A 24,564-nucleotide genomic window follows, 5' to 3' on the forward strand; every position below is an offset into this window, starting at 1 on the left:
AAAAAGCCCTTTATTAAATTTTTCCACCTTCAATCACTACATCATCGGCCTTAACATCATCTCCAAAATGAGCTTTTAAAGTTTCATCATAAGCCTTGTGAAAAAACTGCTCTTGGCCTAGTTTGATGATCAAATTATCGATAAATTCTTTAAGTTCTTTATCGCCTTTTTTAACCGCTGGTGCGATAACATCTTTGTTACCTAACTCTTTAATACCCATTTTAAAATCAGGATGATCTTTCACCCAAGCAAAAAGTAAGGTATTATCATGACTTAAAGCATCGCCTCTTTTATCCATCAAAGCGGCAAAGGTTTCGGTATTTTGATCATATTTTAAAGTTTTAATATTAGGATAATTTTGCGTAAAATAAGCATCTGCTGTTGTGCCTTTGTTTAAAAGCAAGGTTTTATCTTTTAAATCTTCTACGCTAGTTATATTACTATCCTTTGGTACAGCTACGCCTAAAGCTACCTTCATATAAGGCGAGCAAAAATCAACCTGCTCTGCCCTTTGCGGAGTTTGAGTAAAATTAGCCAAAATAATATCTACTTTATTTGATTTTAAAAACTCAACCCTATTTGCAGCTTCAACAAGAACAAATTGCACCTTATTTTCATCGCCAAAAAGTTCTTTTGCTATGCGTTTAGCTAAAGCTATATCATAGCCTTGATTGTTTCCTTTTTCATCCACATAACCAAAAGGTGGTTTATCGCCAAATACCCCAATCCTAACAACTCCATTTTGCTTGATCTTATCAAGAGAATTTAAAGTTTTAGAGTCAGAATTTCCTCCACAAGCAGCCAATACTACTGCAACAAAGGCCGTTAAAACACTTAGAAGTATTTTTTTCATACATTTCCTTTCTTTAAAAATAAGCTTAAAGCTATTGCAAAAATATATAATAATTGCAAAGTTAATTATACTTAAAATTATAAATAATGCATTTGAAACAAACTAAAAAGATTTTCCTATGTGTAAAAATGTAATTAATCTCACACTCTCTTTTAGCATTGTTTAAATTTTAAGTAAAAAAAGATATAATCTTTTTTTAAATTTTTAAGGAGAAAACTATGAAAAAAGGTATTTTTCTCTCTATTGGAATAGCTGTTTTGTTTTCAGCTTGCGGAAATTCCATAGATGAAAAAACAGTTAAAAAATATGAAAATCAACTAAATCAAACAGTTAAACAAGAAATTGCAAGCCTTTCTCAGGATTCTGGAATAAAGATTGAATTTTCTGATTTTAAATGCAATGCAGATGGTGATTTTATAGCGTGTTTAAGTCCAAATTTTAAAACTCTTACAAAAGATAATAACGATGAGTATCAAGAACTATTTCAAGCAAAAAATATCAAAATTCGCTCAAATGAAATTTACAAAGGCGAAGCAAATGCATCAATTAGCATTAAAGAATATTACAACGATCTTTTTAAAAACCAAAAAAGCATACAATCAAATTTGGTTTTTGAAGATTTTAAACTTGGAGAAAAAGTTGTTAGTGACATCAATGCAAGCTTATTTCAACAAGATCCAAAAATCAGCTCTTTTATCAATAAATTAAGCTCGGATTCTTATACTTTATCATTTGATAACTCCATAAACAAACAAGAAAACAATTATCTAGATAATCTTGATATAAAATTTTATAACGCAAAATTAAATTTCAATACAAATCTAAATATAAATCTAAAAGAAGATTTGCTTAATTACCTTGATTCTAAGGGTATAAAATTTAACACTCAAACTTTAGTTATGGATAAACAAGCTATCAATGAACTTCTTAATATAGCAAACTACGAACAAGCTTCAGATTTTAGCAATACAATCCAAAAATACATCATCTTAAATAATTTTAAAATTGATTCAACTCTTAAAACCGAAGGCGTATTTAGTAGCTATATAGCAACTGCTAAGGAAAATTTACAAACCTTAAAAGCTCAAAGTCAAAATGAAGAACAAGCATTAATCTTTGATAAAGCTTTAGCTATTTTAAACAATATCACTCAAAATGATGATTATAAACTCAATCTTGATTTAAAATTTAAAAACATCCCTGTTAGTGACTATAGCACACAGGGAATCGACAGCATAGAAAAACTAAGCATCAACAATCAAGACGCCACAGAAGCGTTAAAAATTATACTTCCATTTATCATGTTTTCTATGTTAATGGGCGGAGCGTCATTTTAAATTTTAAAATGATAAAAACTTCAAAAACATTAAAAGCAAGATTAAATTCTTTGCTCTTAATGTTTTCATAATATTAACAAAAAAGGCTAAAATGAAAATTTTATTCTCCCCTAGCGAAAGTAAAAATGAAAATTGCGTAAAAAATCCTATCAATGAAAACTCATTTATATTTAAAGAATTATTTCCTTATAGAATGGAAGCTTTAAAGCATTATGAAGAATTTATCAAAAACGCAAGTTTACAGAATTTACAAGAACTTTTTGGCATTAAAAATGAAAATGAAATTGATAAATTTAAACACGACTTAAAACAAGCTCCCACCCAAGAAGCTATATTGCTTTATACTGGGGTAAGTTATGAATATCTTAATTTTAAAGCTTTAGATAAAAAAAGTCAAGCTTATATTTTAGAAAATACTCTTATATTTTCTAATCTTTTTGGCATTGTAAGAGCTAATGATACCCTACCCTTTTATAAATTCAAGCAAGGGGCTAAAATAGGAAATTTTGCCATAGAGAAATTTTATAAAGAACATTTTAGTAAAGCCTTAGATGAATACTTAGAAAATGAAGAAATACTTGACCTTAGAGCAGGATTTTATGATAAATTCTACACCCCAAAAAAGAAATTTTATACTTATAAATTTGTAAAAAATGGTAAAGTCATCAGTCATTTTGCTAAAGCTTATAGGGGAATTTTACTCTCCATAAGTGCAAAAAACCAAGTAAAAAACAATAAAGAGCTTTTAGCAAACCTTCCTTCAAACCTAAAACTCAAAGAAATTCAAATCAAAGGTTTAAAGGAAGAAATTGTGCTTGAAATTCTAGATTAGTTTTTATTTTAAGTATTTTAAAGCTAGCTTCGCATAATAACTTGCAGCCCTAGCTAAAAGCTTATCATTAAAAACATAACTAGAATTATGTAAATAAATGTCGTTTTCATTTTCTAAAAAAGCATAGGCACATTTTTTCATTTCGCAAAAAAATCCAAAATCCTCACTTGCCATTAAAGGACGATGATTAAATTCACAATTTTTTTCGCCAAATAATTCTTTTGCAACCTCACTAGCAAAATCCACAGCTTCATCGTTATTCATAGTCACTGGTGCAACAACATTTTTATTGATTTTAATCTCTATATCATTAGCCTGCGCAATACCTTTACAAATTTTATAAATTTTTTCTTCAGTTAGCTTTCTAGTTTCATTATCTAATGCTCTAACACTCATTTTAATCGTTGCAATATCTGGAATGATATTAAAAGCATGTCCTGCATTAAAAGCTCCTATGCTTACAACTGCTGAATTTTGAGGATCAACATTGCGAGATACTATGCTTTGTAAAGCCACAATAAGCAAAGAAGCAGCATAAATAGGATCTTTTGCCTTTTCTGGAGCACTTCCATGACCACCCCTTCCAATAACTTCAATACTATAACTATCCGAAGAAGCCATCATCGCACCTTTTTTAAGATAAAATTTCTTATCGCTACCAAAAGGCATATTGTGCCATCCAAAAACATAATCACTATCAAATTTTTCAAACAATCCATCTTCTATCATTGCCTTAGCACCACCCAAACCCTCTTCAGCAGGTTGAAAATAAAGATTTAGAGCGCCATTAAAATTCTGACTTGCTAAATATTTTGCAGCAAGCAATAAAGAAGTAGTATGTCCATCATGACCACAAGCATGCATTACATTTTCTTTTTTGCTTTTATAAGGCAAATTTGTGCATTCTTGTAAAGGCAAAGCATCCATATCTGCACGAAGTCCTATTTTTTTATCGCTATTTCCCTTTTTTAAAACCCCCACAACGCCTGTTTTTCCTATTTCCTCATAAACCTCATAACCAAATTCTTTTAATTTTTGCGCCACTAATTTTGCAGTACATAATTCATCAAAACCAAGCTCAGGATTTTCATGAATTTGATGACGAATTTTTTCAAATTCGCCTTGTAAGTCTAGTATTTCTGGAATTAAATTCATTCTATTTTTCTCCTTGTATAAATTTTTCTCTTCTAGGTAAAACAAATTGTGCTAAGATCGCTGAAATAAAAATCAAAGCAAAAATATAAACAAAACCCAAAGTAAAACTATGGGTTTTATCAACACTCCAAGATACTACCCATAGATTAAATGATAGTATAACAAAGGTAATACTCCAAAAAGCACTCATAATATAAGCAGTTTGATTTGGATTGGAATTTTTTAGTTCTGAAGGTAAATTAAAGAAAAATGGAAACTACATAGAATAAAAAATGCCTGATAACACAGCAAAAATCTGTATCAATACTAAATTTTGTAAAAATAACATACAAAATCCGCATATAAAAATACACGCTCCTCCAGACAATAGCATTATTTTAAAAGAAATATTTTTTCTTTTAAAAAATAATCCAAGATAAGGACCAAAAATAATAGCAAAATTAGCCAAGGCTGGAATTTCTTTTTTAGCAAAATCAGCTAATTCTTTACTAAAACCTGCATATTGTGCATAAAAAGTTGGTAAAAAAGTAAAAAGAGAATTTAAAAATAAAATAGGCCCTATGTAAAAAATAATCATACCCCAAGTAACACGAGATTTTAGAGCATAAATAAGATCTTTTGCATTATTCTTTTTTTCTTCTTTTTTATTCTCATCTTTACCTACAAAAAGCCACAAAATCAATAAAATCAAATTAATCCAAGCATAAAATGATAAAGAATCTCTCCAATTTCCAAAATAATTTGAGATGCTTTCAGCTAAAACAAGTCCTAGGGTAATGCCTACTAAATTTGAAGTTATGTTAAAACTAATTACAAAATGTAAAGCTTTTTTTTCGAACCATTGCTGTGCAATAGGCACTAAGCAAACTAAAGCACAAGCTGAACCAAGCCCTGTTAAAAATCTTATAATCAAAATACCACTATAACTATCTACAAAACTTAAAAATATACCCGAACTCATTAAAATACAGCCTAAAAAATATCCCTTTTTTAATCCGAATTTATAAACCAAAAAAGCAGTAAATGAAGCACCAAAAATTTTCGCAACCACTATCATGCTAGTGATTAAAGTAGCTTGCTGAGTATTTAGGGCAAGATCGTTTGAAATCAAAGGCATTAAAGACCCTGTTGCTGCCCAAGAGATACTAAAAACAGCATAAACACTAAAAATGATAAATTCAACTCCAATGCGTCTAAAATGAAATAAAAGTGATTTTTCCATATTAAAATCCTTTTTAGATATTTATTAAAATATAACATAAAAAAATAAGATATTTATTATCTTTAATTATTTTTTTTAATTTAATTATTTTTTTATATATTTTTTTGTTACTTTTTGAAAATTTATATATAAGTTTAAAGATAAAAAAACTAAAATACAAAATAAAAAACCCGTAAAAGTTTTTTGAAGTATTTAAATGATATATTTCAAAATCTAGTTTTAAAAAGGAAAAATATGGAATTTTTAGCATTTATTTTTTTGATTATTATATTTTTATTTGTAGTCTTTATCATCGTTACTCGCTATGAAAAAAAGATAAAATTACTCAACCAAAACATACAAAATATGAAAGAAGATATAGCCGATCTTAAAGAAACAACTCAAAAAAATCGCTCTTTAATTGAAAAAAATCGCTCTAATATAGAAAATATAATAAAATAAAACTAAGAAAGATTTGCGATAAGCTTATAGTGTTTTTTCTGATTTATCATTAAAGTAAAAATTTTTTCACTTGAATTTTCGCTTTTATTTTTATAAATCATACTTTTTAAAAACGGAAAAAGCATCGTACTAGAAGTTTTACCTTGTAAAATAATATGCATAGAGCCTTTTAAAATTCCGTACTTATAGCTCATACCGCTTGGAAATATATCAAGATTAAAACTTAAACTATCTTCATTACTATCATAATTTAAAATTTCAATTTTAACAAAGCTAATTTCTTGATCTTCTTGAGATAAATTTTTAAAAATTTCAAGTTTTTCATGTTTTTTGATAGTAACAACTTCTTGCTTACTTTCTTTAAAATCAGAAAGAAAATTTTCATTTTTAAAAATTCTTGAAAAAAATTTTAAATTTTTAAATTGCATACTTGTTTGTTTTGTGTTTTCATGTATTATTTTTTCGGATTTTAAGATGTTGTGTTCTATATCATCTTCTTGGTTTTGATTATCTTTGTTTGATTTCATGTCAAAATCTTCAACGATAATCATATCTTCAGTATCACAAATATTAAAATGTTTTACAATTTCTTCAAAAGTAAAACTGTCATCACTAAATTCCAAAAGATCTACATTTGAAGTGATAAAATCAACACCATCTCGTTCTTCAATCTTATCTTTAATCACAAAAGCATCAACACAAAAGCACGATCTTTGAATTTCATATTCAGAACTTTTGCCTTTAAATACTATCTTCATCATCACAAAGCTTTTGCTATAAGTTCTAAAGGACTAGCAAAAACAACCTTGCTTGAATTTTGTTCTAATGCATTTGAAATTTGCATTCTACAAGCTGAACACTCGGCACTTACCACACTAGCCTTACTTTCATCGATCATTTGTGCTTTTTTAAGCCCTACACTTAAAGCTCTATCATAATAATCCGTTTGCATACTCACCCCGCCAAAACCGCAACAAGTATTAGAATTACTCATTTCTACAAAATGATAATTTGTTTTTAAAAGTTCTCTTGGCTCTTTAAAAACCCCTTGCATTTTTCTTGCATGGCAAGGATCGTGATAAGTAATGCTATAATTAAATTTATTTTTTGTTTTTAAAATTTCTTCCAAAGAAGTAAATTTATAAAAATACTCGCTAGCCATATATATCTTAGATGACACACATTTTGCGCGTTTTGCCCAGTCTAAATCATTTTGCATTATAAAAAAATGTTCATAATCTATCTTTAACATAGCCGAACAAGTGGCCTCAGGAACTATAATAGCATCTAATTTTTCTAATTTTTTTTCAAAATACTCAATATTTTTTTTAGCCAAAACTTCAACACTTTTAAAATCACCCGTAAAAAATTGCGGCGCTCCACAACATACTTGTTCTTTCATCAAATCCACATTGATTTTTAATTCCTTAGTGATTTTAAGCACCGCATTAGCCGTATCTATGTAAAAATAATTCGCCAAACAACCTACAAAAAAACCTATTGTTTTTTCTCCATCATTATTGATAAATTTTGGATTAGAATTTAAGAAACTTTTTTTATTAAAACTTGTAAGTAATCTTCCCTTTTTAACAAAAGGCATGGAAAATCTTGCCTTCATACCTGTATTTTCATTCTCATTTTGAATTTTAAACGCACAACTTTGAAACACATAGCCAAGCTTAGCTACCAAATCTAAAATTTTGCGTCTTCTTAAAAAGAAAAAAATAAGTTTTTTATACCAAGCTATACCAAATTTTTTAGCTATATCATAACGAACTTCTTCTATGGCATTATCTACTCTTAATTTACTCGGACATACTTCAACACAATTGGTGCATAAAAAACAAGATTCAAAAACTTTCTTAGCTTCTTTATCAAGCTCTAGACTTCCCTCTTTATAAGCAGTTAAAAGATCTAAAAATCCTCTTGGACTAGTAATTTCATCGCGATTTTCTTCATGTATAGTACAAACAGGTATACATTTGCCACATTTAACGCAAGCATCACTTATTTGACTAAATTTCATCTTACACCGTTTTTGAGAATACTTTTTTATCTTCACTAATGTTTTTCATATAAGCATCAAAACACATAGCAATATTTCTTATAAGCAAAACACCTGTTTCATTGACTTTGATAAAATTTTCATCAAAATTAACAAAATCTTTGTATTCTTCTAAAGCTTTTAAATCCTCTTTAAAATACTCCTTAAAATCAATGGAAAATTCTTTTTCTATTGACTTAATATCAAGCTTAAAATTTGCCATTAACTCCATAATCACTGCTTTTCTAAGCTCATCATCATCGCTTAAAATCACACCTCTTTCAAAAGGTAAAACTCCTCTATCTAATGCAGCTTCATAACTTGACATATCTTTAAAATTTTGTGCATAATGTCTTTGTCCTTCGCCTATACTTGTAAGCCCAACACCGACTAAATCAGCACCGCCTTTGGTGGTATAACCTTGGAAATTTCTATGTAAAGTTCCATTTTCTAAAGCTTTAAAAAGCTCATCATTTTCTTTTGCAAAATGATCCATTCCTATCATTTTATAACCATTTTTGCTTAAAAATTTCTCACAAAATTCTAAAATTTCAAGCTTAACATCAGGACTTGGCAAGGTATTTTCATCAAATTTTCTCATATTTTTCTTAAGCCAAGGCACATGAGCGTAATTAAAAATCGCCAAACGATCAGGGTTTAAAAGCATAACTTTTTCTAAAGTTTGTGTAAAGCTTTGTAAATTTTGATAAGGCAAACCATAAATTAAATCCATATTTACAGACTTTATGCCTTTATTTCTTACAAGATTTAAAGCATTTTGTGTTAATTCAAAAGACTGGATGCGATGAATTTCTTTTTGAACTTTTTCATCAAAATCCTGCACTCCAAAGCTAATACGATTAAAGCCATTTTGCGTTAAAACTATGGCTTGTTCCTCATTTAAAAAACGCGGATCGATCTCACAGCTAATCTCTGCATCTTTAGAAAAATTTCCAAAAACAGATCTGATTTTTAAAATCAAACTTTGAAGTTGTTTAGCGCTAAAAAAAGTTGGAGTTCCGCCACCAAAGTGCATTTGCACCACTTCTCTTTTAGTATCTAAAATGGTACTTAAAATATCAAGCTCTTTAAAAATATAAGTTAAATACCTTTCTTTACTCTCTTCTTTTGCAGTATAGATGACATTGCAACCACAAAAATAACAAGCACTCCTACAAAATGGTAAATGAAAATAAAGCGATAAAGATCTATCTTGTTTTTTTAAAATTTCTATATATTCTTCGTATTTGAAATTTGCATTAAACTCTACTGCTGTAGGATAAGAAGTGTAGCGTGGTCCTGCTTTAGAGTATTTTACAAAAGCTTTATAATCTCTCATTTTGGTTTACCCTTTCTATCATCGCTTGCATATCTACAAATAAATTTGGATGCTCTTGTTTGATTTTAGAAATTAATTTTTCAAGATCAATACTAACTTCCATGGTACCATTTTGCGCCTTTTGCTTGATCTCATCCATAGCAACCGTCCAAACATCGTTAAAATCTACAGGAATTTGTTGATAAATCGCCTTTTCTAAACGCAATTCAAAATTCTCTTTTTGACTTTGTTTTAAACTTTCAAGTATATTCTTAAGACTTTGTAAAGAAAGCAAAGTGTGAATTTCATCGTTTTCATCGATCACAAACCAAGGCTCAGGAGAATCAAAACTTCCATTTTCAAGAACTAAACATTTTTCGTTTTCATTCTCGCTTTGCTTCATTTTAAAAATCGTTCTATCTTTTTTCTTTATTCCTAGATTTTGACTAAATTCATCAATGCGTTTTAAGCAAGTGCTATACTTTTCTAGCTCTTTCATTCTCTTCCTCTCTGATTATCCAAAAAGCAAAGCAAGGCTTTTACCACATAAAGGCGATTTCTTGCTTCTTCAAAAATCACATCTGCATGTTTTTCAAAAATTTCTTCACTCACTTCATAACCCCTATAAGCAGGCAAACAATGAAGCAATATCGCGTCTTTATTGGCAACGCTCATAGCCTTTTCATCGATCATAAATCCTTCAAATTCTTTAATCTTGCGTTCTTTTTCATTCTCTTCGCCCATGGAAACCCAAGTATCGGTAATGACTACATCTTTATCCTTTAAGGCTTCAAATTTATCATAGCCTAAGGAAATTTTAGCTCCTGAAATCAAAGCCTGTTTCATAGCAAATTCCCAAATTTCAGGGCTAATTTTATAGTTTTTTGGCATAGCTATACTAATTTCAAAGCCCAAAATCGCAGCCGTAATAAGCCAAGAATTGCACATATTATTACTATCTCCGATAAAAGCAACTTTTGCTATACCATTTTGCATTTTATTCCATTCTTTGATAGTAAACAAATCCCCTAAAACCTGAGTAGGATGATAAAGCTCGCTTAAAGCATTGATCACAGGAGCTTTAGAATATCTTGCAAATTCGAGTAAAGTTTCATGTTTATTGACCCTCATCATCACAAAATCAACCATCGCCCCTATCACCCTAGCTGTATCCTTTACAGGCTCACCACGACTAAGTTGTAAATCATTGCTGCTTAAAAACAAAGCCTTTCCGCCAAGCTCTGTTATGGCTAATTCAAATGCCATTCTTGTTCTTGTAGAGTTTTTCTCAAAAATCATTGCTAAAGTTTTATCTTGTAAAAGTTTTTTAGGCTCTTTTTTAAGCTCGCTAGCATGATTTACAAGGCTTAAAATTTCCTCCTTAGAAAAATCTCTTAAAGTTAAAAAATGTTTCATTTTTCTCCTTTTAACATTTTAGCTAATTCTTTAGCATGATAAGTGATGATAAGCTTTGCCCCTGCTCTTTTAAAAGCTATTATAGTTTCATACAAAACTTTTTCATAATCAATCACTCCTGCATTTTTAGCTGCCTTTAACATAGCATACTCTCCGCTTACATTATAAATACACAAAGGCAAGTTAGAATGAAGGGATATTTCTTTAACCACATCAAGATAAGCAAGAGCAGGTTTTACCATTAAAATATCAGCTCCTTGTGCTTCATCCTCTAAGCTTTCTTCTAAAGCTTCTTTACCATTAGCAAAATCCATTTGATAGCTTTTTCTATCTCCATAACTTGGAGCTGACTCTGCTACATCTCGAAATGGCCCATAATAACTTGATGCAAATTTAGTAGAATACGCCATTATAGGCAAATTTTCAAAACCTTCCTTATCTAAAGCTTTGCGCAAAGTAGTGATAACACCATCCATCATTCCACTAGGTGCTATCATATCTACCCCTGCTCTTGCATGAACTAAGGCTTGCTTGGCTGAAATTTCTAAAGTTGCATCATTATCTACGCTTTTTATTTTTGGATCGATAATCCCACAATGCCCGTGATCTGTGTATTCGCAAAAACAAAGATCACTGATTATAAAAAGATCTGGAAAATTTTTCTTAATCTCTCTTATACTTCTTGCAACAAGCCCTTCATCATCTAAAGCATCGCTTCCACAACTGTCTTTTTTCTCATTTTCTAAAACACCAAAAAGTATAATGGCTTTAATGCCTAAATTAACTACATTTTGACACTCTTTTAAAATTTCATCTAAACTCATTTGAAACACATCAGGCATAGAAGAAATTTCTTTTTTTATCCCCGTTCCATTAACCACAAAAAGCGGATAAATCAAATCATTTACACTTAAAGAATTTTCCCTTACCATAGATCTTAAGTTTTCATTAAGCCTTAATCTTCTAAATCTTTTAAACATTTTTTTGTCCTTTTTTTGCTAAAATCTTAACATAAATTTGATTATAGAGAGTAGTAAATGGAAATAAAAATTTCAGAAATTGCGAATTTACCTAGCAAATGGGGAAATTTCCAAATGCAAAGTTTCAAAGAAAACGATAAAGAACATTTATGCATATTTAAAAACACTCCAAAAGATACACTCAATCTAAGAATTCATTCAGAGTGCTTAACAGGAGATGCTTTAGGAAGTTTAAAATGCGACTGCGGAGAACAACTTGAATTTTCGCTAAAATATATAGAAAAGAATGGCGGAATGGTGATTTATCTTAGACAAGAAGGAAGGGGTATAGGGCTTTTTAACAAGGTTAATGCTTATGCTTTACAAGATAAAGGTTTTGATACGATTAAAGCAAATCATCAGCTTGGCTTTAAAGCCGATGAGAGAACTTATGAAATTGTAGAATTTATACTCAAACACTATGAAATTTCTAAGGTTAATTTACTCACAAATAACCCTGAAAAGCTAGATTCTATCAAAGAAAAAATCATCACACGCATACCGATTTTAATAGAACCTAATCGTTTTAATGTAGAGTATTTAAACATAAAACAAACTCAAATGGGACATCTTAAATAAATGATTTTTAAAGATTATGATTTTTTGCAAAACTACGATTTAAAAAACTTTGAAGAAAAGGTAAAAATTTATAAAGAATTATTATCTAAATTTAACCGCATTCACAATCTTACTCATTTAAAAAATATAGATGAAAATATCTTTGATAGTATTAAAATTTTAGATTTTTATGATTTTTCTAAAGCAAAAAATATTGCCGATATAGGAAGTGGCGCAGGATTTCCAGTTGTATTTTTAGCTTTTTTACTGCAAAGCAATTTTCATCTTTTCGAACCCAATCCCAAAAAAGCTGCCTTTTTGCGGACATTAAAAATAGAATGTGAACTTCCAAATTTACATATTTACAAAGAAAAAGTTCAAGAATACAAGAATACCTTTAAAGCTGATATCATCACTTCAAGAGCCTTAATGGATGTCAAGCCTTTGCTTGAAATTTGTAAAAATCTAAAAGATGAAAATACAGTTTTTATTTTATGGAAAGGTAGTGAAATTTATCAAGAACTTGAAAATATAAAAGATTATGAAATTTTTGAAAATAATTTAAGAAGATATTGTATTTTAAAGTAGCCCTAAGGCTACTTTTTATTCTGCTAAATCAGCATTAAAACTGATATCCACTAAAGGCCAAGAAATTCCACCATGTCCTGCAGCAACATCGCTTAATGCTTTTAATGCTTTAGAACCATTTTTAAAAGTATGCAAATCAAGTTGTCCTTTAGCTTCAAATTTATTATCTTTGATGGTATAAGTTAAAGGTACAATAGTACTTTTTTTATCCATAGTAATTTTTGCTGAAATAACGCCTTTATTTTCACCCGCAATCACATCTTGAAAAACAACTTTAATATCCGTATCTCCCAATAAAGCAGGGAAAAATACTTTTGTGATATTATTGGTTATAATATCATTGCCTTCACCCATAAAAGCATTGCTTGGCTTTATGGTAGCTTTAGCGCCTTTAAGATAACTTGCCAAATCCTTTATATTTTTAGAAAATTTATATTCTACATTTTTAAATTCACCTTTTGTTCCTATCATATCTTTAGTTTTATATCCTTCAAAAGAAATCTTTAAACTATCTTCTTTAAAAGATACAGCACTTAAAGCCGAAGCTAACAAGCAAGAACTTAAAACACTTACAAGAATTTTTTTCATCTTTATTCCTTTTTAATAAATTTAATTAATGAATTAAATTATATTCTTACGTTGATTAATAAAATAAAATTTTCTAAAATAAAAAATAATTTTTATTACCAAAGTATACCTTTAAAAGCTAAGGTTAAAAAATATCCTCCAAAAATCAAAACAAGCCCTAAAACAAAAGCCAAGCCAAATACCCTAGAGCCACTTTTTAAAAATTTTTTAAAGTCAATTTGCAAGCCTAAAGCTGCCATAGCAAAAACGATACATAAAGTACAAAGTGTTTTACCTAAAGAGATGATATCGCTCGTAGCAATACCTAAAATACTTTCTTTGCTTGCTAAATAAGTATTTAAAACTATCATGCCTAAAAATGCAAAAGCAAAATAAGGTATAGTGATACTTTTTGCAGTTTTTCCACTGCTTGAATGTTGATTTTTAGCGAAAAAATAAGTCACTATAAGCAAAAAAGGCACAAGTAAAATCACTCTCATCATTTTTATAATCACTGCAACATTAGAAGCACCTTGCTCAAATCCTGCCATATCCTTTGCCATTTCAGCAGCACCTGCGACATTTGCCACCTCATGCAACGTAGCTCCCATAAAAACACCCATAGCATTTTGATCAAAAAAAGGAAAAAGATTTAAAGAAAAAGCTATGGGATATAAGAACATAAATACAAGTCCAAAAATCACCACCGTACCTACAGCTAAAATTCCCTTAAAAGGATCACTTTTCAAACTTGACTCTAGTGCTAAAACCGCTGCCGCACCGCAAATCGCACTTCCAGCTCCAACAAGCATAGAAGTTTCTTTATCGAGTTTAAAAATTTTCGTTCCCACAAATAAAGCAATAATAAAAACAAAAAATATCACTATAGCAGAAAGCAAAAATCCTTTCAATCCTACACTTAAAAGCTCAGTTAAAGTGATATTAAAACCATATAAAACAATGCCAAGTCTTAAAAGTTTTTTCGCACTAAAATGCACTCCGGCTTGAAAATGATGTTGGTATTTAAAAAACCAAGGAGAAAGCAACACTCCTATGATAATAGCAAAAGCAGTCGCTGCTAAATGAGTGGTATCTTTGATACTTTGAACACTAGAAAGATACATAGCAAAAATCACTATACAAGCAGTAAAAAGCAAACCCTTAAAATTTGATCGCACTATAGCCACGCTATGTGCTAAAAAACTTGTTTTCATTTATTTTCCTTTTTGTAAATTTTGTGTTATTATATTTTTTTTATTAAAATTATAGAAATATATTATTTTAATTTTTATAATAAATTTTTTTTATTAAATAAAGGAATCACTCATGAAAATCAAAGATATAGAAATATTTTTAGATCTTTTAAACACTCAAAGTCCAACTCATACAGCCAACAATTTTTCCATAACTCAACCTAATGTTTCAATAGTAATTAAAAATTTAGAAAATAAATTTGATGGCATTTTATTTGAAAGACTTGGAAAAAAACTCTTACCTACACCAAAAGCTTTAGAACTAGGAAAAAATTGGTTAAAAATTATACAAGCCTACTACCAAAGCTTAGAAAAATTAAACGACGAAAGTATGCTCTTAGGGGAAATAAAAATAGCCTCAACTCAAAGCATTTCTGAACATTTTTTAGCTCCTATTTTATTTGATTTTAAGGCAGAATTTAAAAACATAGAAATTCGCTCTCAAACGCAGAATTCAAAAGAATGTTTAAATTTACTAAAAAACGGAAATATAGAATTTGCAATCATTGAAGCAGAACTTGATCCAGCTTTAGTGGAGTATGAAAATTTAGAAATAAATTTTTGGCAAGATGATGAACTTATAGTAGCTACAAGTGATAAAAAACTCAATGAAAAAGAATTTTATATCGATGAACTTTTGGAACAAAAGTGGATTTTAAGAGAAGTAGGCTCAGGCTTAAGGGATAAATTTTTAAACGAAATTGGTGCAAGCTCAAAAAAACTTAATATTTTTCTTGAACTTGATAGAATGGCTGCGATTAAAGAACTTGTTTTACAAAAAAAAGCAATCTCTATTTTTTCCAAAAAAAGCATAGAAAAAGAATTAAAAAATTCAACACTTTATGAAATTAAATTAAAAAATATCGACCTAAAGCGTAAATTTTATACCTTAAAAAGAAAAAATTATAATTTTAACAGAGCTTTAGAAAAATTTGAAAAAATATTCAAATCATAAACATAATAACCGATTTATATAGAAAGTTAAGCAATTTTTAGATAAAATCCAAAGCTTATATAAATTTCAAGGATAATCAATGAACGCCAAAACTCAAGAAGCTGAATTAGAAGAATTATTTCAAGAAAATGCAAAAGATTATATCACATATGAAAAATTGGTAAAATATCTTACAAAACAACCAAGTGCATCAACCACTAAAAAAGTGCAAGCATTAATGAAAAAACACAAAGTGCAACTTTTTTCAGCAGCTGAAATTGCACAAATGAAAAACATAGAAGATGCAAAAAGACTTCAAGAAGAAAAACAAAAACTCCAAGATACAAGCCTTGAGAACGAATTTGATTTAGCCAATGAAAACGATTTATTAGAATGGAGCAGATCAGACTCTCCTGTTCGTATGTATTTAAGAGAAATGGGACAAATTGCTTTATTAAACAAAGATGAAGAAATTGAAATTTCCAAAAAAATAGAACTTGGCGAAGATATTATCATTGATGCTTTTTGTTCTGTACCTTATTTGATAGATTTTATTTTAGATTATAAAGAACCTTTAATAAACAGAGAAAGAAGGGTAAAAGAACTATTTAAAAGCTTTGACGATGAAGAAAAAAGTGATGACAAACTTGATGAACTTGATATAGATGAAGATGAAGAAAACGAAACAGAATTAGAATCAGATGAAGAAAATACTAAAAAAAACAGCAAAAAAGAAGATGAAAGAACTTTAAAAGTTATAGAAAAATTTAAAGCTCTAGAAAAAGCTAAAAAAGATTGGCTAAAAACATCCAAAGACAAAGAAAGCGGAGATGAACTTTTAGATAAATTAAGCATTGCGTTCAAAAAAAATATTTTAAAAGAAAAATTAATGGATCTAGGCCCTACTTCAAAACTTATTAGCGAAATCGTAAAATCAATGGAAACTGCACTAAAAAGTGATGAAGAATTTGACAAAGAACTTAAGCGTTTAGAATACCGCTTACCTATGTTTTCTGATGAACTTAAAAAACGCCATGCAGATATTTTAAAAGATATTACAAAATTGAGCAAAGAAGAAATCACAGAGCGAGCTTTAGAAACAACCATGGTAAGCACTTATATGGAAATTAAAAAACTATTTCAAACTAAAGAAGCCAGTGAAAAAAGCTTTGATCTTGAAAAATCACGCTTAAAAGAAATTTTGGAGCAAATTAAACGCGGTAAAAAAATCTCTGATGAAGCAAAAGGAAGAATGGCAAAATCAAACTTGCGCCTTGTTGTAAGCATAGCTAAACGCTACACAAATCGTGGTCTGCCTTTCTTAGACCTTATCCAAGAAGGAAATATAGGTTTGATGAAAGCTGTGGATAAATTTGAATACAAAAGGGGTTATAAATTTTCCACTTATGCAACTTGGTGGATCAGGCAAGCTATTTCAAGGGCTATAGCTGATCAAGCAAGAACCATAAGAATTCCAATCCATATGATAGAAACCATCAATCAAATTAACAAAATTATCCGCGAACATCTACAAAAAGATGGAAAAGAACCTGATGTCAGTGTTATAGCTAAAGAAGTAGGTTTAAGCGTAGATAAGGTTAAACAAGTTATTAAAATCACAAAAGAACCAATTTCTCTTGAAGCTCCAATAGGAAATGAAGATGATGGTAAATTTGGAGATTTTGTTGAAGATAGAAATTCACTTTCTCCAATGGATCATATCTTAAAGGATGATTTAAAAGAACAAATTGATGAAGTTTTAGATCAATTAAACGATAGAGAAAAAGCGGTAATTCGTATGCGTTTTGGTTTAATGGATGATGAAAGTGATAGAACTTTAGAGGAAATTGGAAAGGAACTTAATGTCACTCGAGAAAGAGTGAGACAAATAGAAAGCTCAGCTATAAAAAAACTCAAACACCCTAAAGTAGGAAGAAAACTAAAAAATTATATAGAAGGTTGGAAGTAAGAGTCAATCTCCTTACTAAAAACCCAGATCTTTTTCTTCTTTTAACTTGCGTACATGTTCAAAAAAAACTAATTTTCCGCTATGTTTTTTTAAATTTTTAAATTCCTTAATATCAAATTCTAAACACAAGATAGAAGAAGTTGGAAAAGAAGCTAAACATAGCGAACTTAATAACTCTCCAAGCTCCATTAAACTAGGATTATGACCCACTAAAAATACTTCATTAAACTCATCATCAATATCTTGCAGAATTTTTAGCAAATTTTCAACATTGCAAAGATACAATCTTTCATCAAAACAAATTCTATTTTTATCAAAATTATAAAATTTGGCTATTTTTTTCGCTGTTTTAGCGGTTCTAACAGCAGGACTTGATAGCACCAAATCAGGATGAATTTCATGCGAAGCAAGATTTTTAAAAAGTTTTTTTAAATCTTCCTTTCCACTCTTAGTAAGTTTTCTTTCAAAATCATCGATGTCTTCACTCTTACTTGCTTTTGCATGTCTTATAATATAAATTTTTTTCATTTTACCTCTTTTATTTTAGCTAAAATATAACCACACATAAACCCGAAAATATGACCATACCAAGCAACATTTACCCCCATAAGCAATGGCACAAAACTCATAAGTAAAATTGCCACTATAAGTCCTTTTGTGCTATTTTTATCAATAACAGCATAAAAGCCCATTAAAACACAAATTGCACCACTAGCGCCTATGACATTTATATTTTCTCCAAAATATTTAAAATCAAAATACACATAAAAAACACTTAAAAGTGAGCACAACAATCCGCCAATAAAATAAATAAAAATAAAACACAAAGCACCCAAATAAGTTTCTAACATACGCCCAAATTGAAACAAAACTATCATATTTAATATAAGATGAGTTAAATTTCCATGTAAAAACATTGAACTTAAAAGCTGCCAATAAGCTCCATTAAAAAATAAAATATTCAAACCAAGGATATTGTAATAATCATAAGAAATCAAAAAATAACATAAAATATTTAAAAAAATTAAAAAAATTGTAAGCAAAATATAAAACCTTTATTTTTTATAATATTGTCTTAAAATTCACATAAAATTCACATAAATTCTTTACAATTTTACTAAAAAATAATTTAGGAAAAATATTGAAAATTAAATTTTTAAATATTATTACTATTTTAAGCTTATCTTTAAATGCTGATATAATAATTTCTGCTGATAATTTACCGAATGTTTCTAAAGAATTTTTACAACATAATTTCAAAGCGCCTATAGGGATCGTGCAAAAAGACAAAAATTCCTATGAAGTCTATCTTAGCGATGGAACAGAGCTTGAATTTGATATAGATGGAGCTTGGAAGGAAATTGAAAATAAAGCCTTTCCTTTTGATCTAGATTTTTTACCTCAAAATTTAGCCAATATCATCAAAAACGAATTTCCAAATACAAAAGCTAGAGAAATTGAAAGAAAAATCAACCATTATAAGATTAAACTTGATAACGATATAAAAATTCTTATAGATTTTAATGGAACTATCTTATATAAAGAATTTGATGATTAAACATATCATCAAACCTGCATTATATCTTTAACATCGTCATATTCTATCTTTTCTTTTTCAAGCAAAAGCTCTGATAATTTTAAAATTTTATCCTTCATAGAATTTAAAAATTCATCCATTTCTTTTTTTTGTTCACTTAAATTTGACTCTTTCAACATATCAAAACTCAACATATAATCAAGCAATTCTTTAATCTTTAAAAAATCATCTTGCGAGTTAGTATAACTTTCATTGTAAATCAATCTCATGGCTCTAGAACCAGCCAAATAAACTTTTATACGATTGATAAGCTCTGATTTTGATCTTATATTATGCTCATATTCTTTAAAACGATCTTCAATGAGAGTGATTTTTTCAAATCCTATGTCAAAATAATACGCACTCAAAGCTTTTGCAGCTTGATAAGTGGCTTGAATTTTCTTCTCTTCATTATTAAAACTTAAAATCTTTTTCTTACCTAAAAGAACTTTATTTAATACAGCATAAAAATCGCTTTCCTCAACTAAAGCACTATTTCTTCTTAAAGCATTAATTGCTGCTTCATTGACCAAAGTTTCAAGCCCTGCTCCACTAAAACCTACGCTTGCTTTAGCGATTTTATTTAAATTGATATTATTGTTTTTATCTTTCATATAAATTTCTAAAATTTTAAGTCTATCCTTAAAATCAGGCAAAGATAAAAAAATTCTCCTATCAAAACGCCCCGAACGCAATAAAGCAGGATCCATAAGTTCGATTTTATTTGTCGCAGCTATAACTATAACCCCGCTATTGTCCTCAAAACCATCCATTTGAGTTAAAAGTTGATTTAAAGTGCTATCTCTTTCAACATTTGACATTTCTCCTCTTGCCTTACCTACGGCATCTATTTCATCAATAAAAACTATGCTAGGCGCCATCATTTTAGCTTTTGAAAAAAGCTCTCTAACTCTTTTTGCACCCATACCTACATAAATTTCAACAAAACTTGAACCACTTTGATAAAAAAATGGCACCCCTGCTTCTCCTGCAACTGCTTTTGCTATCAATGTTTTTCCTACACCAGGTGGGCCTACCATTAAAACACCTTTTGGCATTTTTACACCAAATTCTTTATATTTTTTAGGATTTTGTAAAAAATCCACAAGTTCGCTTAGCTCCATTTTAACTTCATCAACACCTGCTACATCATTAAAAGTAATATTTGAAATCACAGGTTTTATATGGGAACTTTCTAAATTTATATTTGAATTTTGAGCTTGAGTGTGATTTTGATTCTTATTTGATATTGGATATTTAGCCAACTCTTTTTTACGAGCAAAATAACCAAGACTTATAAAAAGTGCGATAATAAAAATAAGTAAAACAAAAAACACCCAAAGCGTATTATCTTTTTTAACCTCTACGGGAACTTTTGATAAAAGTGTTTTTATATCTATGCCATCTTTTATAATTACGTAATTTTCACCTTCTGCCTTAAGCCAAATTTCGTCTTTATCAATCACAGCTTTTTGGATTAAATTTTGGCTTAATAGACTTTGATAAAGATTTTCATCTATATATTTAGGTTCATTTTTAAAATATAAAATTCCCAAAAGCATACATAAAACCATAAAAGATGCTAAAATTATCTTTTTATTTTTCATTATCTAGCCTTTTAAATTTGTAAAGTTAGACTTTTCTTGTACTTCATATTCAGATATAACGATCCATTCTTTAGCTATATCTTTATCACTTTTAATTTTGATCTTATTAAAAAACTGATCATAACCCTCAAAAAAACCATCTTTTTGATTTTCTACCAAAACTTCAAGTGAAACTTGATTTTTTTTCCTAAATTCATAATTATTTTTTTCTACTATGGATTTTAAAGTGTTTAGCCTTTCTTTAGCTAAAGTTCCATTTATCACATCTTTCATGGTAGCAGAATGCGTGTTGTTTCTAGGGCTAAAAATAAAAGCATGGATATGAGTGAGTGGAAATTCTTTAAAATTTCTTAAAGCTTCTTGCCATAGCTCTTCACTCTCGCCTGGATGAGCTACTATAAAATCCGTCCCTAAAGCATATCCTTTGCTTGCTATAGTATTAAAAAGCTTTAAATCATTATCCGTATGTGATCTTCTTCTCATTATACGAAGCATTTTTTCACTTGTATGTTGCAATGCAATATGCAAATGCCTTTCAAGCCAAGCTTCATCTAAGATTTCTAAAAAACTTTCATCAAGCTGTGCAGGTTCTAAACTACCTAGCCTTATGCGTTTTATACCTAAAATTTGTCCCATTTTTTGCAAAAGCTTGCCTAGGGTTGTGCCATTTTTAAGCCCATATGAACCTATATTAGTCCCTGTTAAAACAATTTCACTATAACCATTAGCTCCCAAAATTTCAACCTGTTTTAAAAGAGCTTTTTCATCCACACTTCTTGATTTTCCCCTCACGCTAGGAATAATACAATAAGAACAAGCAAAATCACAACCTTCTTGAATTTTCACAAAAGCTTTGGTATGATTTTCATACTCACAAACTATATCTTTATCAATAAAATTTAAATTTCCAAGTTCATAAAAACTTGTCTTTGCTCCTAAAAATTCATTGATTTTATCTTTATTTGACGCTCCAAGCACTCCAAAAACTTGCTTTTTATCTAAAAGCTCCTTACCTTTGCTTACAGCACCACAACCTGTAAGTATAACTTTAATGCCTTTTTTTTGCATGGTATTTACATAAGACTTTATCCCGCTATCAGCTCCATTTGTAACCGTGCAAGAATTTACAACGATAATTTGTGCTTTATTCTCATCATTTATAATCTCATAATCTTTTACATAACTTTTTAAAAGCTCTGTATCATAAATATTTGTGCGACACCCAAAGGTTTTAAAAAAAACTTTTTCTTTCAATCCTTATTCCTTGCATGAAAATACATATTTTCATGATGTTGTTCAAAATGATTTTGATTTAAATTTCCTAAATATAAATTTTGCGATGGATAAGCAATTTTTATATCTTTATGCTTATTAAATTCTTTTATAATCTCTTTGCTAATCGTACTTCTTAATACCAAAGCCGCATAAGCATTAGTCATATACCATGCAGAAATTCTCATTCCCCAATGTTCAAAAAACATAAAAAACCTTGGCTCCACTTTAGGATTTTTAATACTATATTCATGTTGTAAACGAGCTATATTTTTTCTAGCAAGCTCAGTATAACCTTTGGCATGGCGTGTAACAATATTTTCCACAATTTCTTGAGCTTTGTCAAGATTGCTATCAAAAGTAACACTTATATCAATGCCATCAAGCACGGTTTTCATACCATGATGGGTATAATTAGCAAGCAAATTTGTAAAAACATAGTTATTAGGAATAAATATAATACGCCCACTACGACGATTTTTATTATAAGTTTCAAGCGTAAGCTCTTCATAAAGAGTAATGCGTAAAAAAGAAATGTCTATAATATCTCCTATATAGGTAGTATCATTTTGAAAAACTTTTACACGATCCCCTACTCTAAAACTTCCGCCAAAAATAATCACACACCATCCAAGCATAGACATAAACATATCTTTCATAGCAATAGCTAAGCCCGCAGAGGCAAAACCAAGTATAGTTACAAGATAAGTAATATTTTCTATATAAGCAAAGAGCAAAATAAGAAAAATAATATTTATATTAATAAAATTAATAATCTTCGTAGCAGTATAATATCTTTCACTATCCTTAATGTATTTTTTAGCAATAAATTTCAACATAAAAGCTATAGCTATAACAATAACAATAGCAACAAGTATATTTACAGCCCTTAAGCTTTGAACTTTAATCTCAGCACTTACTCGAGAAAGCTCTTCATCAATTTTTTTCTCATAAACAGAATAAGAAACACTAGCAAAATTTAAAGCTTGCTCAAATTCTTCCAGCTTTTTATCCGAAGCTTTTAAAGCTTCTATATTCTCAACACTTGGTTTAAGCTCAACTAATTCCTTAAGTTCTGAGTTTTTTTCCCTGATTTTATCTACTAAATTTTTAAAATCATTAAATTTAAATATATACTCTTCCTTTTCTCCTTTTAATTTCTTAATATGAGAAAAAGCTCCTATAATAGCCAAAGGATTAGTAAGCTTAGATAAAGTTTCTATATTATCAGGGGCACTAAGACTTTGTGCAAAATTTAAATCTTTATATTCTTTAAGCAAGTTCAATTGCTCTTCTAAATTTGCTATCTTGCGTTTAAGTTCTTCTTGTTGGTGAATATCGGAAGTCTTTTTTAAATTAAGATTTAAAATGATTAATTCATCATTTATATCTTGATATTTTATAAAATTTTCATAACGTATATTCCAAATACTAGCACTGATTACAGTATTTAAAGTATTAATTTTCTCATTTATATTATTAATAATAGTCCGATTTACATCACCAAAAGCAAAAACAACAAAAAAGGTTAAAATAATAATTTTTTTCATTGGAATTCTCTTAAAGTTGCAATTATATCTTCTTTAGAAATATCACCTTTTATCAAACCCTTACCCAAAGGACTAGCAAGAACAAAATTGATTTTTTTATTAGAGCTTTTTTTATCCATGAAAAAAGCTTCATAAAATTCATCTACATTGTTGATTTTATATGATATTGGCAAACCGAATTTAAGTAAAATATCTTTTATTCTTTGACTTTGCATTTTATCCAAAAGCCCTAAATTTAAAGCCAATTGATTTGCCATAACCATACCTATAGCCACCGCTTCTCCGTGTAAATAAAGCTTATAATCTGTAAAATTTTCTATAACATGAGCAAAAGTATGACCATAATTTAAAAGCATTCTAAGCCTTGATTCTTTTTCATCTTGTTCAACAACCCTTGATTTAAGCTCTATGCTTTTTGCTATAATCTGAGTAAAAATTTCATTCTCACAAGTAGCATTTAAGAAACTTTTTTCATCAATTTTTTCTATAAAATCAAGTATACTATAATCAAACATTGCTGCCATTTTAATAAATTCAGCCATGCCTGCAGCAAGTTCTCTAGAGCTCAAAGTCTTTAAAAAAAAACTCTCACAATATACAGCTTTAGGTTGATAAAAAGTGCCAATAAGATTTTTACCAAAATTATTATTAACACCTGTTTTTCCACCTACTGCTGCATCAACACAAGCTAAAAGTGTAGTAGGAATATTTATAAAATCAATACCTCTTTGATAAATACTAGCAGCAAATCCGCCCATATCACTAATCACGCCACCACCAAAACTTATAAGTACGCTTTTTCTATCCAATTTAGAATTAAACATTTGGTTTAAAATTTCTTCCATGGTGCTTAAATTTTTATATTCTTCACCATCTTTCACAGTGGCAATAAAAATTTCTTTTGCCTTAATTTTAGAAAGTAATGTTTTCAAATGAAGACCTGAAATCTTAGGATTTGAAAGTATAAAAACCTTACTATCAAATTCTAATTCTTCAAGTTCATCAATATAAACCTTATAAGCATTTTCTTTTAACTTAACTTCTACTTGCATT

General features: G+C 29.1%; 26 protein-coding genes. 8 read left to right on the forward strand and 18 right to left on the reverse strand.

Annotated features, from left to right (window positions below; translation table 11 throughout):
* Positions 1 to 13 precede the first annotated feature (13 nt).
* Positions 14 to 853, reverse strand: coding sequence for a cysteine ABC transporter substrate-binding protein (locus FBF02_RS04790; RefSeq protein WP_002853353.1), 840 nt, complete (start codon positions 851 to 853; stop codon positions 14 to 16).
* Between the two features lie 218 nt (positions 854 to 1,071).
* Here FBF02_RS04790 and jlpA point away from each other — a divergent pair, with 218 nt between their 5' ends.
* Together jlpA and FBF02_RS04800 are read left to right on the forward strand one after the other, a co-directional pair.
* A complete protein-coding gene (jlpA, locus tag FBF02_RS04795) occupies positions 1,072 to 2,190 on the forward strand; it encodes a lipoprotein adhesin JlpA (protein WP_002857978.1) in 1,119 nt (372 codons plus the stop codon).
* 91 nt (positions 2,191 to 2,281) lie between these two features.
* Positions 2,282 to 3,022, forward strand: a complete 741-nt coding sequence (locus FBF02_RS04800; protein ID WP_002853346.1) for a YaaA family protein — start codon at positions 2,282 to 2,284, stop codon at positions 3,020 to 3,022.
* A gap of 3 nt (positions 3,023 to 3,025) precedes the next feature.
* Here the strand turns inward: FBF02_RS04800 and FBF02_RS04805 are convergent, their stop codons facing one another.
* From FBF02_RS04805 to FBF02_RS04815, 3 genes are all read right to left on the reverse strand, one after another.
* Entirely contained in the window at positions 3,026 to 4,177 is a 1,152-nt protein-coding gene (locus FBF02_RS04805) for a M20 aminoacylase family protein (RefSeq protein WP_002853394.1), read from the reverse strand.
* A 1-nt stretch (position 4,178) separates the two neighbouring features.
* A complete protein-coding gene (locus FBF02_RS04810; protein WP_002853344.1) occupies positions 4,179 to 4,367 on the reverse strand; it encodes a hypothetical protein in 189 nt (62 codons plus the stop codon).
* A 66-nt stretch (positions 4,368 to 4,433) separates the two neighbouring features.
* Entirely contained in the window at positions 4,434 to 5,399 is a 966-nt protein-coding gene (locus tag FBF02_RS04815; protein ID WP_002853375.1) for an MFS transporter, read from the reverse strand.
* A 234-nt stretch (positions 5,400 to 5,633) separates the two neighbouring features.
* On the opposite strand from FBF02_RS04815, the gene FBF02_RS04820 reads away from it, so the two are divergent.
* Positions 5,634 to 5,840, forward strand: coding sequence for a membrane protein (locus tag FBF02_RS04820; protein WP_002853356.1), 207 nt, complete (start codon positions 5,634 to 5,636; stop codon positions 5,838 to 5,840).
* A 2-nt stretch (positions 5,841 to 5,842) separates the two neighbouring features.
* Here the strand turns inward: FBF02_RS04820 and FBF02_RS04825 are convergent, their stop codons facing one another.
* Genes FBF02_RS04825 through hemB form a run of 6 tightly spaced genes read right to left on the reverse strand, consistent with a single transcriptional unit; the run spans position 5,843 to position 11,598 of the window.
* Positions 5,843 to 6,604 (reverse strand): DUF5416 domain-containing protein, encoded by a 762-nt coding sequence (locus tag FBF02_RS04825; protein WP_010891900.1) that lies wholly within the window; start codon positions 6,602 to 6,604, stop codon positions 5,843 to 5,845.
* Complete coding sequence (locus FBF02_RS04830; RefSeq protein WP_002853398.1) at positions 6,601 to 7,866, reverse strand: (Fe-S)-binding protein; 1,266 nt, start codon at positions 7,864 to 7,866, stop codon at positions 6,601 to 6,603. Before FBF02_RS04830 ends, FBF02_RS04825 begins: the two co-directional genes overlap by 4 nt.
* Position 7,867: 1 nt before the next feature.
* Positions 7,868 to 9,223: an oxygen-independent coproporphyrinogen III oxidase gene (gene hemN, locus FBF02_RS04835; protein ID WP_002853363.1), complete on the reverse strand. Its 1,356-nt coding sequence runs from the start codon at positions 9,221 to 9,223 to the stop codon at positions 7,868 to 7,870.
* Complete coding sequence (locus FBF02_RS04840; RefSeq protein ID WP_002853412.1) at positions 9,210 to 9,701, reverse strand: DUF2603 domain-containing protein; 492 nt, start codon at positions 9,699 to 9,701, stop codon at positions 9,210 to 9,212. Before FBF02_RS04840 ends, hemN begins: the two co-directional genes overlap by 14 nt.
* Positions 9,698 to 10,618 (reverse strand): ornithine carbamoyltransferase, encoded by a 921-nt coding sequence (gene argF, locus FBF02_RS04845; protein WP_002858026.1) that lies wholly within the window; start codon positions 10,616 to 10,618, stop codon positions 9,698 to 9,700. The genes FBF02_RS04840 and argF overlap by 4 nt, the downstream gene beginning before the upstream one ends.
* Complete coding sequence (gene hemB / locus FBF02_RS04850) at positions 10,615 to 11,598, reverse strand: porphobilinogen synthase (protein ID WP_002852925.1); 984 nt, start codon at positions 11,596 to 11,598, stop codon at positions 10,615 to 10,617. The genes argF and hemB overlap by 4 nt, the downstream gene beginning before the upstream one ends.
* A 57-nt stretch (positions 11,599 to 11,655) precedes the next feature.
* Here hemB and ribA point away from each other — a divergent pair, with 57 nt between their 5' ends.
* Positions 11,656 to 12,216 (forward strand): GTP cyclohydrolase II, encoded by a 561-nt coding sequence (gene ribA, locus FBF02_RS04855; RefSeq protein ID WP_002853056.1) that lies wholly within the window; start codon positions 11,656 to 11,658, stop codon positions 12,214 to 12,216.
* The gene (gene rsmG / locus FBF02_RS04860; RefSeq protein ID WP_002853035.1) at positions 12,217 to 12,783 is read left to right on the forward strand and encodes a 16S rRNA (guanine(527)-N(7))-methyltransferase RsmG; all 567 of its coding nucleotides are present in this window, start codon (positions 12,217 to 12,219) and stop codon (positions 12,781 to 12,783) included.
* Between the two features lie 15 nt (positions 12,784 to 12,798).
* Here rsmG and FBF02_RS04865 read toward each other — a convergent pair whose 3' ends face one another.
* Together FBF02_RS04865 and FBF02_RS04870 are read right to left on the reverse strand one after the other, a co-directional pair.
* Positions 12,799 to 13,371, reverse strand: coding sequence for a hypothetical protein (locus tag FBF02_RS04865; RefSeq protein ID WP_002853041.1), 573 nt, complete (start codon positions 13,369 to 13,371; stop codon positions 12,799 to 12,801).
* A 95-nt stretch (positions 13,372 to 13,466) separates the two neighbouring features.
* The gene (locus FBF02_RS04870; protein ID WP_002853043.1) at positions 13,467 to 14,564 is read right to left on the reverse strand and encodes a YeiH family protein; all 1,098 of its coding nucleotides are present in this window, start codon (positions 14,562 to 14,564) and stop codon (positions 13,467 to 13,469) included.
* Between the two features lie 112 nt (positions 14,565 to 14,676).
* Here FBF02_RS04870 and FBF02_RS04875 point away from each other — a divergent pair, with 112 nt between their 5' ends.
* Both FBF02_RS04875 and rpoD read left to right on the forward strand, forming a co-directional pair.
* Entirely contained in the window at positions 14,677 to 15,558 is an 882-nt protein-coding gene (locus tag FBF02_RS04875) for a LysR family transcriptional regulator (RefSeq protein WP_002852976.1), read from the forward strand.
* Between the two features lie 79 nt (positions 15,559 to 15,637).
* Positions 15,638 to 17,506: an RNA polymerase sigma factor RpoD gene (gene rpoD / locus FBF02_RS04880; protein WP_002852997.1), complete on the forward strand. Its 1,869-nt coding sequence runs from the start codon at positions 15,638 to 15,640 to the stop codon at positions 17,504 to 17,506.
* Positions 17,507 to 17,521: 15 nt separating this feature from the next.
* On the opposite strand, the gene FBF02_RS04885 is transcribed toward rpoD, so the two are convergent.
* Complete coding sequence (locus tag FBF02_RS04885; protein ID WP_002852934.1) at positions 17,522 to 18,034, reverse strand: histidine phosphatase family protein; 513 nt, start codon at positions 18,032 to 18,034, stop codon at positions 17,522 to 17,524.
* A complete protein-coding gene (locus FBF02_RS04890; protein ID WP_002853058.1) occupies positions 18,031 to 18,549 on the reverse strand; it encodes a rhomboid family intramembrane serine protease in 519 nt (172 codons plus the stop codon). The genes FBF02_RS04885 and FBF02_RS04890 overlap by 4 nt, the downstream gene beginning before the upstream one ends.
* Before the next feature lie 98 nt (positions 18,550 to 18,647).
* Here FBF02_RS04890 and FBF02_RS04895 point away from each other — a divergent pair, with 98 nt between their 5' ends.
* Positions 18,648 to 19,064: a PepSY-like domain-containing protein gene (locus tag FBF02_RS04895; protein ID WP_002853001.1), complete on the forward strand. Its 417-nt coding sequence runs from the start codon at positions 18,648 to 18,650 to the stop codon at positions 19,062 to 19,064.
* Positions 19,065 to 19,072: 8 nt separating this feature from the next.
* Here the strand turns inward: FBF02_RS04895 and FBF02_RS04900 are convergent, their stop codons facing one another.
* Genes FBF02_RS04900 through aroB form a run of 4 tightly spaced genes read right to left on the reverse strand, consistent with a single transcriptional unit; the run spans position 19,073 to position 24,563 of the window.
* A complete protein-coding gene (locus FBF02_RS04900; RefSeq protein ID WP_002852990.1) occupies positions 19,073 to 20,689 on the reverse strand; it encodes an ATP-dependent metallopeptidase FtsH/Yme1/Tma family protein in 1,617 nt (538 codons plus the stop codon).
* A 3-nt stretch (positions 20,690 to 20,692) separates the two neighbouring features.
* On the reverse strand, positions 20,693 to 21,943 hold the full coding sequence (mtaB, locus tag FBF02_RS04905) for a tRNA (N(6)-L-threonylcarbamoyladenosine(37)-C(2))-methylthiotransferase MtaB (protein WP_002858158.1): 1,251 nt from the start codon (positions 21,941 to 21,943) through the stop codon (positions 20,693 to 20,695).
* Complete coding sequence (locus FBF02_RS04910; protein ID WP_002852957.1) at positions 21,940 to 23,511, reverse strand: mechanosensitive ion channel domain-containing protein; 1,572 nt, start codon at positions 23,509 to 23,511, stop codon at positions 21,940 to 21,942. The genes mtaB and FBF02_RS04910 overlap by 4 nt, the downstream gene beginning before the upstream one ends.
* Positions 23,508 to 24,563, reverse strand: a complete 1,056-nt coding sequence (gene aroB / locus FBF02_RS04915; RefSeq protein ID WP_002852978.1) for a 3-dehydroquinate synthase — start codon at positions 24,561 to 24,563, stop codon at positions 23,508 to 23,510. The genes FBF02_RS04910 and aroB overlap by 4 nt, the downstream gene beginning before the upstream one ends.
* Position 24,564 lies beyond the last annotated feature (1 nt).

Origin of the sequence: Campylobacter sp. CFSAN093226 (assembly GCF_012897595.1) — a bacterium.
Taxonomy (GTDB): Bacteria; Campylobacterota; Campylobacteria; order Campylobacterales; family Campylobacteraceae; genus Campylobacter_D; species Campylobacter_D jejuni.

Coding starts and splice junctions, on each gene's coding strand:
- FBF02_RS04790 (WP_002853353.1), bottom strand. CDS start 853: ATGAAAAAAATACTTCTAAGTGTTTTAACGGCCTTTGTTGCAGTAGTA.
- jlpA (WP_002857978.1), top strand. CDS start 1,072: ATGAAAAAAGGTATTTTTCTCTCTATTGGAATAGCTGTTTTGTTTTCA.
- FBF02_RS04800 (WP_002853346.1), top strand. CDS start 2,282: ATGAAAATTTTATTCTCCCCTAGCGAAAGTAAAAATGAAAATTGCGTA.
- FBF02_RS04805 (WP_002853394.1), bottom strand. CDS start 4,177: ATGAATTTAATTCCAGAAATACTAGACTTACAAGGCGAATTTGAAAAA.
- FBF02_RS04810 (WP_002853344.1), bottom strand. CDS start 4,367: ATGAGTGCTTTTTGGAGTATTACCTTTGTTATACTATCATTTAATCTA.
- FBF02_RS04815 (WP_002853375.1), bottom strand. CDS start 5,399: ATGGAAAAATCACTTTTATTTCATTTTAGACGCATTGGAGTTGAATTT.
- FBF02_RS04820 (WP_002853356.1), top strand. CDS start 5,634: ATGGAATTTTTAGCATTTATTTTTTTGATTATTATATTTTTATTTGTA.
- FBF02_RS04830 (WP_002853398.1), bottom strand. CDS start 7,866: ATGAAATTTAGTCAAATAAGTGATGCTTGCGTTAAATGTGGCAAATGT.
- hemN (WP_002853363.1), bottom strand. CDS start 9,223: ATGAGAGATTATAAAGCTTTTGTAAAATACTCTAAAGCAGGACCACGC.
- FBF02_RS04840 (WP_002853412.1), bottom strand. CDS start 9,701: ATGAAAGAGCTAGAAAAGTATAGCACTTGCTTAAAACGCATTGATGAA.
- argF (WP_002858026.1), bottom strand. CDS start 10,618: ATGAAACATTTTTTAACTTTAAGAGATTTTTCTAAGGAGGAAATTTTA.
- hemB (WP_002852925.1), bottom strand. CDS start 11,598: ATGTTTAAAAGATTTAGAAGATTAAGGCTTAATGAAAACTTAAGATCT.
- ribA (WP_002853056.1), top strand. CDS start 11,656: ATGGAAATAAAAATTTCAGAAATTGCGAATTTACCTAGCAAATGGGGA.
- rsmG (WP_002853035.1), top strand. CDS start 12,217: ATGATTTTTAAAGATTATGATTTTTTGCAAAACTACGATTTAAAAAAC.
- FBF02_RS04865 (WP_002853041.1), bottom strand. CDS start 13,371: ATGAAAAAAATTCTTGTAAGTGTTTTAAGTTCTTGCTTGTTAGCTTCG.
- FBF02_RS04870 (WP_002853043.1), bottom strand. CDS start 14,564: ATGAAAACAAGTTTTTTAGCACATAGCGTGGCTATAGTGCGATCAAAT.
- FBF02_RS04875 (WP_002852976.1), top strand. CDS start 14,677: ATGAAAATCAAAGATATAGAAATATTTTTAGATCTTTTAAACACTCAA.
- rpoD (WP_002852997.1), top strand. CDS start 15,638: ATGAACGCCAAAACTCAAGAAGCTGAATTAGAAGAATTATTTCAAGAA.
- FBF02_RS04885 (WP_002852934.1), bottom strand. CDS start 18,034: ATGAAAAAAATTTATATTATAAGACATGCAAAAGCAAGTAAGAGTGAA.
- FBF02_RS04900 (WP_002852990.1), bottom strand. CDS start 20,689: ATGAAAAATAAAAAGATAATTTTAGCATCTTTTATGGTTTTATGTATG.
- FBF02_RS04910 (WP_002852957.1), bottom strand. CDS start 23,511: ATGAAAAAAATTATTATTTTAACCTTTTTTGTTGTTTTTGCTTTTGGT.
- aroB (WP_002852978.1), bottom strand. CDS start 24,563: ATGCAAGTAGAAGTTAAGTTAAAAGAAAATGCTTATAAGGTTTATATT.